Raw genomic sequence first — 13,031 nt, 5'->3', positions numbered from 1 at the left:
AGTGGCACAACCGATGAGCACCGCATCCGACGTCGGGGCGGCGACCGCTCCGAGTCCGACCGAGGCGCAGTTGCGCGTCGCGATCGTCGGGTGCGGCGGCATCGCCCACGACCACCTGTCGGCCATCGCCGACCTCGACGACGTCTCCGTGGTAGCGGTCTGCGACTCCTCGGCGGCGTTGGCCGAGTTCGCGTGCGACCGGTACGCGACAGGTCCGGCGTTCACCGATGCGCAGGCGATGCTGGACGCTGTCCCCGCCGACGTCGTCCACGTGCTGACCCCTCCCCACACGCACGAGGCGATCTGCCGCATGGCGATCGAGGCCGGCTGCGACGTGGTGTGCGAGAAGCCCGTCGCCCCCGACGCCGGATCGGCCGCGGAGGTCCTCGCGCACGCCGAGGCGAGCGGGGTGCGCCTGATCGAATCGCAGAACCTCCGGTACAACGACGTGGTCCTGCAGATCGACGAGATGATCGCCGAGCGGCGACTGGGGAAGGTTCGCGAGGTGGAGGTCTCGCTGTGCCTCGACCTGACCGGTGGACACTTCGGTGACGAGAACCTGCCCGGACCCGGGGTCCGATTGCGTGGAGGAGCGGTTCACGACTTCCTCCCTCACCTGGTGTACCTGTTCCTCCACTACGGTTCTGGCGACCGCGGCGAGATCGAGGACGTCCACGGAGTCGTCGAGAATCGCAGCGGGAACCTGCGTGTCGGCTACGACTCGCTCGACGTGCTGGTGACCAGCGGATCGGCGCGGGGTCGCCTGCACATCGCCTCCGACGTCGCCCCCGACGTGTTCCGCCTGCGGGTGCGAGGTGACGAGGGCTCCGTCGAAGCGGACTTCTACTCCCCGTACGTCCGCTTCGAGGGAGGTGCCAACGTCGGGAAGCGAGCACCATTGGAGCAGATGATCTCCGGCCTCGGTCTCACCGCTTCGGGGGTACGGAACCTCCGGGACAAGGTGCTCCGTCACGGCACGATGCACGGGCTCGGTCGGCTGCTCGATGAGTTCTACGACGCGGTGCGCGTCGGCGGAGCCGTCCCCGTCCGCCCCGAGATGATCCTCGCTACCGCCCGCGGCGTCGACCGGGTGCTCGATGTCGCCGGGGCGGGGCCGTGAGGGTGCTGGTGACGGGGGCGTCGGGGTTCCTCGGACGAGCCATCGTCCGCAGCGCCGCTGCCGCCGGCCACGACGTGCTCGCGCTCGTGCGTCCGGCGAGCTCTGCCGACGGCGCCGGGTGGCCCGCGTCGGTCCGCATCGTGCGCGGCGACCTGAGGGCGCCCGACTTCGGCGACGAGCTGGGTGAGCTCGACGGCGTGATCCACGCCGCGGCTGGGACCAGCGGAGACCTGGCGTCCCAGCTCGCGAGCAGCCTGGTCGCGACCGAGCGGCTCCTCGCCCTCGTCGACCTGGAGCGTCTGGAGCGCTTCGTGCACGTCAGCTCGTTCTCGGTCTACGACTTCTCGGCCACCCCCGGCGGCGACGTCATCGGACCCGGTTCGACGGCGATCGAGCCCGAGCCGGCACGACGTGACGCGTACACGACCACGAAGATCCGCCAGGAGGACCTGGTCCGCAGGACCTGCTCGCGGAGCGCGACCCCGTTGGTCGTGCTCCGTCCCGGCGTGATCTTCGGCGAGGGGAACGACTGGAACTGGGCCGCGGTCGGGCGCGTGGGCCGCTTCGAACTGGTCGCATCGCCGCGCAGCGCCTTCCGGCTCACGTACGTCGAGAACTGCGCCGACGCCGCGGTCGCCGCCCTGGACGCCCCCGAGGCGCCCGGCGCCACGATCGACGTGGTCGACGACGATCTGCCGACCCACGCCGGGTTCCGCCGGCTGGCCGCGGACGCCGGGCTCGAGCTGCCGCCGACCGTCCCGGTCCCGTGGTTCGTGCTGAGCGCCGTGGGACGTGTCGTGGACCAGGTGGACCGCCGCCTCCTCGGTGCGCGGGCGAAGCTGCCCGAGATCCTCGAGCTCCGCCGGCAGCAGGCTCGTTGGAAGCCGTTCCGGTACTCCAACTCCGATGCGAAGCGCCTCCTGGGATGGACGCCGCGGGTGACGATGGCCGAAGCCGTCGCGCGGGTCGCCCGGCACCGGGACGCGTCGTGACCGTCGCGGTCCCGGGCGGTGTCGTCCGCCCCCGGGCCGGCTCGATCGTCGTTCCGGCCTGGAACGAGGAGACCGTGATCGAGCGGACGCTCGGATCGCTGCTCGATGGGCTGGACCGAGCCGGACCCGGTGAACACGTTCGTCCCCCGGTCGTGGTGGTGGCGGCGAACGGTTGCACCGATCGCACCGTCGAGATCGCACGTGCGCTCGCAGCGCGAGTCCCTGATGGCGTCGAGTACCGCGTGCTCGACCTGCCCGCGATCGGCAAGGCCGGCGCGATCCGGGCGGCGGAGTCCGTCCTGGACGAGCTCCCCCGGATCTACCTCGACGCCGACACGACGATGAGCGGACCCGCTGCGATCGCGGTGCTCTCGGAGCTGCGCAGCGGACGGGCTCACGGCGCTCGCCCTCCGATCCGCTACGCGATCGACGACGCATCCCGGCTCGTACGCGCTTTCTATCGGATCCGTGCCGAGCTGCCGGGGGTCGCCGGCGACCTCTGCGGCGCCGGGGTGTACGGGTTGAGCGACGTGGCACGGGGGCGGTTCGGCGAGTTCCCCGAGGTCAGCGGCGACGATCTGTTCGCCGCTCGGGTCGTTGCCGACGACGAGGTGTCCATCGTGGACGCCGACCCCGTCGAGGTTCACGTTCCTCGCAACGCACGGGCCCTGGTGAAGACACTCGCGCGCATCTACCGCGGCAACCGCCAGGTGAGCGAGGTCGACGACCAGGTGGCGGGGTCGACGGCTCGCCGGACGGTCCGCGATCTGCGAGGCGCCGCATCGACCCCGCGTCGTGCAGCGGACGCGACCGTCTACGCTGTGGTCGTCGTGTTGGGGCGCTTGGCCTCGATGCGCCCCGCCACCGGGTGGGAGCGCGACGACACCGCGAGGAGCGGGGAGCAGGAGACCCCATGAGCACCACGATCGAACCGGGCCACCGCGACACGGTCGGGCGCGGCACGACGATGCGCCCCGACCTGCTGACGGCGTTCGGACGGCCCGTGTGGATCCTCGCCGGCCAGGTAGGGATCGCCCTCGTGATCGTCGTCGGGTTCGGCGCGTACCAACCGGTGAAGCCGAACCTGCAGATCCTCCTGCTGTTCGCGTGTCTGTCGACGTCGATCGCGCTCGCGCCGAGCGGTCTCGTCGAGCGGCTGATGATCAGCCTTCCGGTGGTCGCGATCTTCTCGTGGTGGGCGGCGTCGGGTGTCTGGACCTACAACGTGTCGGGGTGGCGACGCAACAGTGAGCTGTTCCTGCCCACGTTCGCCGGGCTGGTCGTGCTCGTCGGGTTGCTGCCCGTCCGCAAGGTGTTCGACGGGATGCTTTTCGCGGTCCACGTCGCGATCGGGTGGTGCGTCTTCTTCACCCTGACCAACCCGGGCGTCGCCATGCGGCACGAGGACGGGACCCCCGGCTGGACCGGGAGCTTCATCCACAAGAACGGGCTGGCGCCCTTCATGGTGTTCGCGATCATCGTCGCGTCGTCGTTCGACGACCACGTGCGACGGCGTCGATTCACCTACGTGGTCGCCGGTTCGTTCATCGTCGTCTCGCAGTCGACCACCGTGATCGCGGTGGTGTCGGTCATGCTGCCCCTCGGGATCCTGATGCGACGTGCGGCCAAGCTGCCGGCTGCGGGGCGCACGACGCTCCTCATGGTCTGCCTGGTGATCGTCTCCCTGATCGGGTCGACCCTCACCCTGGTGGTCGAGCCTCTGCTCGCGACTCGCGGCAAGGACCTGACGCTGACCAGCCGGACGGAGATCTGGGCCGGGGTCTGGACGGTGATCAAGGAACGGCCGTGGACCGGGTACGGGTCGGGAGGGGTGTGGCTCGATCCGGCCGCCGAGCCGACGTCGACCATCCTGCGACCGCTCGGCTTCTCGGTGTTCCACTCCCACAACGGGTTCCTCGAGGTGTGGCTGCAGTTCGGGATCATCGGCCTCGTGCTGCTGCTCGGCACGATGCTCCTCGTCGTGAAGCACGGCGTCGCTTTGCTGGCGGACAACGTCAAGGCCGGGATGTTCCTCATCCTGTACGTGAGCCTGGTGGTGATCACGTCGTTCTCGGAGGTGACGACGCTGGGTGTCTGGTTGGCGCTGCTCGGAGCGATGCACACGTTGGCGTTGCGCATCCGTCGGTCCCCGACCCCGACGTGAGGGTGCTCGTCGCTCTCTCGGGGATCCACCGGGTGGCGCGCGGCGCCGAGGTCGCGCTGGAGTCGATCGCCGACGGTCTCGGTCGGCTCGGTCACGACGTCGAGGTCGTCGGGACGGGGCCGCACCAGGACGGTCGCAGCTACCGGTACCGGCGGATCCCGGTCGTCGAGCGGGAGCGGTTCGCCCGCTGGCCGACCGTCCCGCCGCTGCGTGACCCCGCCGTCTACGAGGGGATCACGACGGTGCCGGGGCTGCTCTTCGCGTCGCGGCCGGCGGATCACGACATCACGATCACCTGCGGGTTCCCCGTCGAGAACGTGGTGCTCCGGCGGCCGAGTCTGAGAGGCTGTCGTCCGCGCCACGTCTTCGTCACGGAGAACGGTGATTGGCCGGCGCAGCAGCTCGGACGCGAGGCGGCGGCGCTGTTCTCCTGCGACGGTCTGGTCTGCACTAACCCGGTGTACCTCGCTCGGAACCGCGATCGCTGGCGGACGGCCCTCATCCCGAACGGGGTGGATGTCGAGCGCTTCGCGCCCGGGCCCGATGAGCGCCGGCGTCTGGGCCTGCCGGTCGACGTGCCCGTGGTGTTGATGGTGAGCGCTCTCATCGACAGCAAGCGCATCGAGCGAGGGATCGAGGCGGTGGCCGCGCTGAGCGCCGCCGGGGGTACCGACGGGGTCGCGTCGGCATCGGTGCTCGTCGTCGCCGGCACCGGACCGGAGCACGATCGGTTGGTCGAGCTCGGGCAGAGCGCGCTCGGCGATCGATTCAGCGTGCGCGCCTTCGACTTCGACGACATGCCGGCGCTCTACCGCAGCGCGGATGTGCTGTACCACCCGACGTTGCTCGAGTCGTTCGGCAACGTGTACATCGAGGCCATGGCGTGCGGGATCCCCGTCGTGGCCCATCGCTCGGAGGTCACCGAGTGGATCGTCGGCGAACACGGGTGGCTGGTCGACACCGACGACGCCCCGACGAACGTCGCAGCGCTTCGGGCGGCCCTCGACGATCGCACGGATCGTGCTGCGATCTCGGACGAGGTGCGCGATCGGTTCTCGTGGGCGTCGGTGGCGCTGCGCTACGAGCGGTTTTGCGCTGACGTGCTGTCGTCGTAGCGCCGGGACGGTCTCGGCCCCGTCGTGGCCCGAAAAGACGCAGCTCGCAGGGTCAGACCGCTTCGCGCAGGGCCGCCTCGGACGGCTCCTCGGTGTCTCCTGAACGACGGGAACGGAGCTTCGGTGTCACGACCGGGAGGACGGTGCCGCTGCTCAGACGGAGCTGACGTGCGACGGTCCGCAACGGCTCGGAGCGCTGGCGGTGCACCGGGACCGCGAGCACGACGGCGTCCGCCGTCCGGCTCAGTTGGACGGTGGACGCGGCTCCCATCAGGGGGCCGCCGTCGAACACCACGACGTCCGCCCCGTCGCGTGCGGCGTCCGCGACATCGAGGACGTTCGCGACTTGGACACCTCGCTCGGCGGCGTTCACGGAGCCGATCACGCGCAGATTGTCGATCGGGGTCTGATCGAACCACCGGCTCGCGCGCGTGCGGCCGGAATCGTGCTCGTCGCCGGGGCCGTCGAGCGCCACCAGCGAGCCGAGGGAGGCGGTCAACGGTCGCGAGAGAGCGGGGTTGCCGGTGTTCCCGTCGATCAGCGTCACGACGCGACCGCTGTTCGCGAAGTTGGCGGCCATCATGGCGGCGATCGTCGAGGTGCCGGCGGTGCGCTCGGTCCCGGTCACGAGGACGACGAACGATGACCCGGCCGGGGCGTGCGCCTCGGCGCGGATACAGAGCTGATCGATCACGGGCGAGCTGATCTCGTGGTTGCGCTGGATGACCTCGCTCAACGGTGCGTTCAGGTCGTTGTGGCGTGCGATCTCCCCGACGAAGGCGGTGCCGAGGATCTCCTCGGCCTCCTCGGCGCCGAGCACCCGGGTGGAGAGCCGGGCTGCGATCGTGGCCGCGGTCAGTCCGACCAGCAGCCCGAAGATCGGACCGACGACCAGGAGCAGCGAGCGAGGGGCGGCGTCGGGACGCTCGGGGACCGTGGGACGCTGGATGACCTGGCTGGTGATCCGGGAGTCCTGGCCGAGCGCGAGGTCGCTGCGGTTCTGGAGGAGGCTGCCGTACTGCTCGATCAGCGACGAACGGGCGGTCGCGAGCTGGGGATCGACCTGGTCGATGGTCGGGATCTCGCGGTCGCCCGTCTGGACGAACTCGTCCAGTGCCCGCCCGACGGCGTCATCCACCTCCGACAGCTGCTCCTCGACGTTCGAGATCGCGCTGTCGATCGCGTCGATCTCGGGTCGACGGGCGTCGTCGAGCTGCTGGCGCACCGTGTCGAAGTACAGGTCCAGGTACAGCGATGCGATCGCCTCGGCCCGCTCGGGCGAACCGGTCGTCGCCTTGACCTCGACGACGTCGGTCCCGATGAGCTGGGTGAACGTCACCGCCTCGCGGATCGCGCCGGGGCTCAGCTGGACCGACGGGTCGGTCGCGACGCTCGTCGCGAGAGCGCCGGAGCGCAGGATGACGATCTGGCTGGCGATGTAGCGGTCGGAGGACGTCTCGAAGGAGCCCGACGGTGGCGACACGTTCAGCAACCCGACGGCGGTGTAGGTGTTGGCGGTCACCGGGCTGGCCAGGATGCCACCCTCGAGTCCGAGCAGGAAGAAGGCAGCGACGAGCCACCAGAAGCGGCGTGCTGCGTGTGCGATGAATCCGATTTCCATGACGTGGTGTGTGCCTCAAGCTGGTGTGCGGCGGGGCGGACGAGACCGTCCGACCTGTCGGATCGAGCGAATTGACACTCGGACCGAGATGATGGTAGCTGCCGGCGCGGTGTGCTTGCCCGCGGTTCCGACTTTCCTGATCCGGGGCCGAGGCGGGTCGTCGACGACGACTGGCGGTCCGACGACGTCACGACCGCTCCTCGAGCCACCGCTCGATGCGGTGCGGCAGCGCCGAGAACCACCCGGCCGGGCTGAGGTGCTGGACCCAGATCCGACGGGCCCGCAGCTGGAGCTCCTCGAAACGTCGGCGATCGAGCGATGCGTGGAACTCGGTGAGGATGTCACCGATGTGATCCAGGTCGTCGTGATCGACCCACACCCCGACGTCGGGCCAGTCGATCACGTCGCGAGCCGGGAGGGCCAGGTCGGTGTCGACGATGATGGGGATGCGGCCGAGCGCCAACGTCTCATACAACCGGTACGAGTAGTTCCCCGATCCCCTGATGCACAGCGAGTAGTCGCTCTGGCGCAGGTTGTCGACGTACTGGCGGCGCACGTCGACGAGGTCGGCCGGATCCCGGCTGACGAAGAAGGTCGGCCCGTCGCGCACGATGAAGTTCGTCTCGCAGCGATCGTCGGCCGCGAGGGACGCGAGGACCGTGGCGCGGAGGTTCTCCCCGGTGAACTGCGACGGCTCGAGCCGACGTTCACGCGCGGCGACGGTCGCGAGGTGGGCCAGCTCCCGGGCACGTGCCGGGGGTCCCTGTCGCCTGCCCGCGAGCCCGCAGAAGCCGACGCGTGGGGCGTCGCCGAGCTCGCGCAGCTCGACCTCGCCCCCGGTGTAGTGCTCGACGAGGTCTTCGACGAAGGCGGGGGCCGCGAGGTCGTCGGGCCCCATCCTCGATCGGTAGCCCCCTTCCCGGCACACCAGGGTGTCGCGCAGGTCGGCGCGGTCGCAGGACCGATCGCCGGTGAAGAACGCCAGGCTCGGACGGCCCTGGTCGGCAGCGTCGCCGACGAGTCGCCGACACTCCTCCCCGAGCCGTCGGTCCGGTCGAGATGCCCACGACGGTCCCCGGACCCAGTACCAGTCGATCGGGACGACGGAGACCGACGCTCGCTCGTCGTCGACGAGCGAGAACGTCTCGTGGGCGACTCGTTGCCACCCCTCGAAGCGACGCATCCAGGACACGTCGGGCGACCCCTGCGTCGCCGTTCCGTCGATCAGTGGCTCGAGGAACGGGACGAGCGGGCGGTCCTCGGGGTCTCGGAGGGGGAGCGCGGTGATCAACATGGACAGAGCCTTACCAGCCGGCAACCCGGGTGGCACGAGCCACCCGGCTGCGCCGTCAACCCGTGGCTCCGAGGAGCGAGCAGGAGAACCTCGGCACGGTCGAGGCCATCTCCTCCGACGGAGCTGCGGCGAACCCCGTCGAGACGGCGTCGTCCCCTCTGAGCGGTTGGGCGGTCATCGGGCGGGTGGGGGGTGTGAGGGTGCGGGGTCCGGTGTAGTCGGGTGCGTCGTTGAGTTGGGTGCGGTTGCCGAGGTCGCCTCCGCTGCAGTTGAGGAGGTCGTTGATGCAGCGGTCGATCCAGGTGGTCTGGATGGTGGGGTCCCAGGCTCCGAACCAGTCGGAGTGGAAGCTGGAGCCGTTGGCGTGGGGGGCCATGCCGGGCATGCGGTCCGATGCGAGGTGCCAGTTCTCGGAGTTTCCGTCGTGTCGGAACCAGACGCCGAGGGTGAACTCGGGGAGGGGGACGGGGTGGGTGGTGGGGCAGGCGGCCCGGCCGTTGGCGTTGTAGCTGGTGTAGGCCATGTGGCTGCGGTGGTCGGGGGAGTCGAGGTCCTTGCCGTTCCAGCAGGTGGGGAAGGCGAGCACGACGCCGACGAGTTCGTTGCTGGCGCAGTTGGGGATGGTGCGGGCCTTCTTCTGGTTGATCTCGCAGTACCACTCGTGGCGTGAGGGTGCGCTGGGGTTGGCGGGGTCGGCGCCGGCGATCATCTTCAGGCCGGCGGGGAGCTCGGCGACGTCGACGAGGTTGCCGTCGGTGTCGTGGCCGGGGCCCTTGTAGTAGACGGTGATGTGCTCGGGGGTGACGACCCGGTCGGAGGCGTCGAACAACGCGGGCATCCAGTAGGCGGAGCGGTTGATCGGTCCGCCCTGGCAGGTGCTGTCGCCGCTGGTGCGCAGGGATTCGTAGGTGGAGTTGGCGTCGGCGGCGCGGTTCCCGAAGAACATGTGGAGGTGGGAGGCGCCGGGCTTGCCGGGTGCGACGATCGGGTCGTCGTAGGCGAGGTGGGAGTACTCGCAGCTCAGTCGGAAGTTCCCGGTGGGCTCGTGCGCCGACGACGCCGTCGGACCCGTCGGGACCAGGTGATCCTCGACGGAGAAGTTGCTCGCGATGGGGCTGACGCTGCCCGCTCCATCGTTCGTCGACGTCTTCGGGACGGTGGTGGTGGTGGTCTTGGGGACGGTGGTGGTCGTCGGGACGGTGGTGGTGGTGGTGGTCTTGGGGACGGTGGTGGTGGTGGTCAGGCAGTCGTTGATGAAGTGGGCGAAGCGCTCACGTCCGGTTTCGGTGTAGTGGACGCCGTCGCTGTTGAACCACGATGTGTTGGCGCCGAGGAGCGGGGCCCAGTCGCACACCGGTGTCACGGTGCGGACGAAGGCGTTGTTGCGGTCGAGGTCGCTCTGCCACCAGTGGTTGACGCGAGCGGTGACGAAGCGGACGTTCTTGACGCCGGAGAGCTTGGAGAGGATCTGTCGGACCTCGTCCTGGAACAGCGACTGGTTGCCGCCGTTGGTGCCGAGCTCGATGACGACGGTGTCGTAGCCGGCGACGTCGGTGGTCTGGGCGATGCCGCCGTACATGGTCCGTCCGCCGAGGCAGCGGAAGGTCACGTCGGCGATGAGAGCGGTGAGCCGGTCCTGGGAGCCGATGCACAGCGAGTCGCCGACGATCAGGGTCCGGCCGGGGCCGGTCGCGGAGGTCGGGACGGTGGTGGTCGTCGGGACGGTGGTGGTGGTGGTGGTGGTCTTGGGGACGGTGGTGGTGGTGGTGGTCTTGGGGACGGAGGTGGTGGTGGTGGTGGTCAGGCAGTCGTTGATGAAGTGGGCGAAGCGCTCACGTCCGGTTTCGGTGTAGTGGACGCCGTCGCTGTTGAACCACGATGTGTTGGCGCCGAGGAGCGGGGCCCAGTCGCACACCGGTGTCACGGTGCGGACGAAGGCGTTGTTGCGGTCGAGGTCGCTCTGCCACCAGTGGTTGACGCGAGCGGTGACGAAGCGGACGTTCTTGACGCCGGAGAGCTTGGAGAGGATCTGTCGGACCTCGTCCTGGAACAGCGACTGGTTGCCGCCGTTGGTGCCGAGCTCGATGACGACGGTGTCGTAGCCGGCGACGTCGGTGGTCTGGGCGATGCCGCCGTACATGGTCCGTCCGCCGAGGCAGCGGAAGGTCACGTCGGCGATGAGAGCGGTGAGCCGGTCCTGGGAGCCGATGCACAGCGAGTCGCCGACGATCAGGGTCCGGCCGGGGCCGGTCGCGGAGGTCGGGACGGTGGTGGTCGTCGGGACGGTGGTGGTGGTGGTGGTGGTCTTGGGGACGGTGGTGGTGGTGGTGGTCTTGGGGACGGAGGTGGTGGTGGTGGTGGTCAGGCAGTCGTTGATGAAGTGGGCGAAGCGCTCACGTCCGGTTTCGGTGTAGTGGACGCCGTCGCTGTTGAACCACGATGTGTTGGCGCCGAGGAGCGGGGCCCAGTCGCACACCGGTGTCACGGTGCGGACGAAGGCGTTGTTGCGGTCGAGGTCGCTCTGCCACCAGTGGTTGACGCGAGCGGTGACGAAGCGGACGTTCTTGACGCCGGAGAGCTTGGAGAGGATCTGTCGGACCTCGTCCTGGAACAGCGACTGGTTGCCGCCGTTGGTGCCGAGCTCGATGACGACGGTGTCGTAGCCGGCGACGTCGGTGGTCTGGGCGATGCCGCCGTACATGGTCCGTCCGCCGAGGCAGCGGAAGGTCACGTCGGCGATGAGAGCGGTGAGCCGGTCCTGGGAGCCGATGCACAGCGAGTCGCCGACGATCAGGGTCCGGCCGGGGCCGGTCGCGGAGGTCGGGACGGTGGTGGTCGTCGGGACGGTGGTGGTGGTGGTGGTGGTGGGGATCGTCGTGGTGGGTGCCGTCGTGGTGGTCGGTGTGGCCTTCGGGTTCTTCCTGACGTTCCGCCCCACCGTCGTGGTCGTCGTGATCGCCGGGACGGTCGTCGAGGTGATCGGGTTGTCGAATCCGCTGTTGCCATCATTCGGGCGGGTGGGGGGTGTGAGGGTGCGGGGTCCGGTGTAGTCGGGTGCGTCGTTGAGTTGGGTGCGGTTGCCGAGGTCGCCTCCGCTGCAGTTGAGGAGGTCGTTGATGCAGCGGTCGATCCAGGTGGTCTGGATGGTGGGGTCCCAGGCTCCGAACCAGTCGGAGTGGAAGCTGGAGCCGTTGGCGTGGGGGGCCATGCCGGGCATGCGGTCCGATGCGAGGTGCCAGTTCTCGGAGTTTCCGTCGTGTCGGAACCAGACGCCGAGGGTGAACTCGGGGAGGGGGACGGGGTGGGTGGTGGGGCAGGCGGCCCGGCCGTTGGCGTTGTAGCTGGTGTAGGCCATGTGGCTGCGGTGGTCGGGGGAGTCGAGGTCCTTGCCGTTCCAGCAGGTGGGGAAGGCGAGCACGACGCCGACGAGTTCGTTGCTGGCGCAGTTGGGGATGGTGCGGGCCTTCTTCTGGTTGATCTCGCAGTACCACTCGTGGCGTGAGGGTGCGCTGGGGTTGGCGGGGTCGGCGCCGGCGATCATCTTCAGGCCGGCGGGGAGCTCGGCGACGTCGACGAGGTTGCCGTCGGTGTCGTGGCCGGGGCCCTTGTAGTAGACGGTGATGTGCTCGGGGGTGACAACCCGGTCGGAGGCGTCGAACAACGCGGGCATCCAGTAGGCGGAGCGGTTGATCGGTCCGCCCTGGCAGGTGCTGTCGCCGCTGGTGCGCAGGGATTCGTAGGTGGAGTTGGCGTCGGCGGCGCGGTTCCCGAAGAACATGTGGAGGTGGGAGGCGCCGGGCTTGCCGGGTGCGACGATCGGGTCGTCGTAGGCGAGGTGGGAGTACTCGCAGCTCAGTCGGAAGTTCCCGGTGGGCTCGTGCGCCGACGACGCCGTCGGACCCGTCGGGACCAGGTGATCCTCGACGGAGAAGTTGCTCGCAATGGGCGACAGCCCGCCGCTCGTGCTGTTGGAGCTCCGCGAACCGGCGACCCGATCGGCCACGCGCAATGACGGCGTGTCGGCCGGCGTCGAGAGGTCGGTCCCGTTGCCGTCACGGGCGGCATCGACGACGTTGGTCACGTCGATCGAGACGAACAAGCCGACGGAGATGGCGAGGGTAAGCACGAACGCAGAGATCCGTGCAGACAGCGAGCGAGGACGAGGCATGGCGGTGAGATCCTTCGAGTGGGCGATTCCTGACGGAGCCCATCGGCATCGACGGCGGCGGGCCTGAAGAATCGATGACGAATCGTCACGGTACCGTAACGAAACCGTGCACTCGATCTGCGAGCCCGAGCGAACGTTCACATGCTCGGGACGTTCTGAGAGCGCCGGTGCTCGGAACGGATCGAGGTCCCGCGTCGCCATTGCGATCGCACTCGCACGTGCGCTGAGCTGGGTCGACTCCCTCTACCAAGACCGACTGCGACGCTGCGTCGGGCTGTTGATCGGTTGAGGTGAGACATCCGTCTCACGTCATGTCGGCCGACACTTCTCGTTCGCAACTGACAGATCGATGACGGACCGATGACGATGCCCACGACCCGGGGGGTTGACGAAATCGTGAACTTGGACTACCAGCACCCTTTGCTGCGTTCCGACCGCTCTCGGCGGTGCTCGGTTCGGTGCCGATCGGCACCGCCGACTCGTTGCGACGTTGGCGACGAACTCCGCCGAGGGGTCCCGCAGCTCGTGCTTGCAAAGCGCGCTGTCCGGGTGGTTCG

The 13,031-nt window shown here is 69.2% G+C and carries 8 protein-coding genes; 5 read left to right on the top strand and 3 right to left on the bottom strand.

The features are described 5' to 3' along the window. The first annotated feature begins 13 nt into the window (after nucleotides 1–13). Genes ACOOHC_RS12725 through ACOOHC_RS12705 form a run of 5 tightly spaced genes read left to right on the top strand, consistent with a single transcriptional unit; the run spans nucleotide 14 to nucleotide 5,391 of the window. The gene (locus ACOOHC_RS12725; protein ID WP_420450780.1) at nucleotides 14–1,120 is read left to right on the top strand and encodes a Gfo/Idh/MocA family protein; all 1,107 of its coding nucleotides are present in this window, start codon (nucleotides 14–16) and stop codon (nucleotides 1,118–1,120) included. Next, nucleotides 1,117–2,112, top strand: a complete 996-nt coding sequence (locus ACOOHC_RS12720; RefSeq protein ID WP_420450779.1) for an NAD-dependent epimerase/dehydratase family protein — start codon at nucleotides 1,117–1,119, stop codon at nucleotides 2,110–2,112. Before ACOOHC_RS12725 ends, ACOOHC_RS12720 begins: the two co-directional genes overlap by 4 nt. Next, the gene (locus tag ACOOHC_RS12715) at nucleotides 2,046–3,029 is read left to right on the top strand and encodes a glycosyltransferase family 2 protein (RefSeq protein ID WP_420450778.1); all 984 of its coding nucleotides are present in this window, start codon (nucleotides 2,046–2,048) and stop codon (nucleotides 3,027–3,029) included. The genes ACOOHC_RS12720 and ACOOHC_RS12715 overlap by 67 nt, the downstream gene beginning before the upstream one ends. Then, nucleotides 3,026–4,276 (top strand): O-antigen ligase family protein, encoded by a 1,251-nt coding sequence (locus ACOOHC_RS12710; RefSeq protein WP_420450777.1) that lies wholly within the window; start codon nucleotides 3,026–3,028, stop codon nucleotides 4,274–4,276. The genes ACOOHC_RS12715 and ACOOHC_RS12710 overlap by 4 nt, the downstream gene beginning before the upstream one ends. Beyond that, nucleotides 4,273–5,391, top strand: coding sequence for a glycosyltransferase family 4 protein (locus ACOOHC_RS12705; protein WP_420450776.1), 1,119 nt, complete (start codon nucleotides 4,273–4,275; stop codon nucleotides 5,389–5,391). Before ACOOHC_RS12710 ends, ACOOHC_RS12705 begins: the two co-directional genes overlap by 4 nt. A 52-nt stretch (nucleotides 5,392–5,443) precedes the next feature. Here the strand turns inward: ACOOHC_RS12705 and ACOOHC_RS12700 are convergent, their stop codons facing one another. From ACOOHC_RS12700 to ACOOHC_RS12690, 3 genes are all read right to left on the bottom strand, one after another. Then, complete coding sequence (locus ACOOHC_RS12700) at nucleotides 5,444–7,012, bottom strand: hypothetical protein (RefSeq protein ID WP_420450775.1); 1,569 nt, start codon at nucleotides 7,010–7,012, stop codon at nucleotides 5,444–5,446. Nucleotides 7,013–7,199: 187 nt separating this feature from the next. Beyond that, nucleotides 7,200–8,306, bottom strand: a complete 1,107-nt coding sequence (locus ACOOHC_RS12695; protein WP_420450774.1) for an exostosin domain-containing protein — start codon at nucleotides 8,304–8,306, stop codon at nucleotides 7,200–7,202. Nucleotides 8,307–8,361: 55 nt separating this feature from the next. Then, on the bottom strand, nucleotides 8,362–12,474 hold the full coding sequence (locus tag ACOOHC_RS12690) for a DUF1996 domain-containing protein (RefSeq protein ID WP_420450773.1): 4,113 nt from the start codon (nucleotides 12,472–12,474) through the stop codon (nucleotides 8,362–8,364). Nucleotides 12,475–13,031: the final 557 nt, after the last annotated feature.

Origin of the sequence: Ilumatobacter sp. (assembly GCF_965215205.1) — a bacterium.
Classification (GTDB): domain Bacteria; phylum Actinomycetota; class Acidimicrobiia; order Acidimicrobiales; family Ilumatobacteraceae; genus Ilumatobacter_A.
The sequence above is the reverse complement of the archived record's forward strand: the minus strand, read 5'-3'. Positions and strand labels throughout refer to the sequence as shown.

Coding starts and splice junctions, on each gene's coding strand:
- ACOOHC_RS12725 (WP_420450780.1), top strand. CDS start 14: ATGAGCACCGCATCCGACGTCGGGGCGGCGACCGCTCCGAGTCCGACC.
- ACOOHC_RS12715 (WP_420450778.1), top strand. CDS start 2,046: ATGGACGCCGCGGGTGACGATGGCCGAAGCCGTCGCGCGGGTCGCCCG.
- ACOOHC_RS12710 (WP_420450777.1), top strand. CDS start 3,026: ATGAGCACCACGATCGAACCGGGCCACCGCGACACGGTCGGGCGCGGC.
- ACOOHC_RS12700 (WP_420450775.1), bottom strand. CDS start 7,012: ATGGAAATCGGATTCATCGCACACGCAGCACGCCGCTTCTGGTGGCTC.
- ACOOHC_RS12695 (WP_420450774.1), bottom strand. CDS start 8,306: ATGTTGATCACCGCGCTCCCCCTCCGAGACCCCGAGGACCGCCCGCTC.
- ACOOHC_RS12690 (WP_420450773.1), bottom strand. CDS start 12,474: ATGCCTCGTCCTCGCTCGCTGTCTGCACGGATCTCTGCGTTCGTGCTT.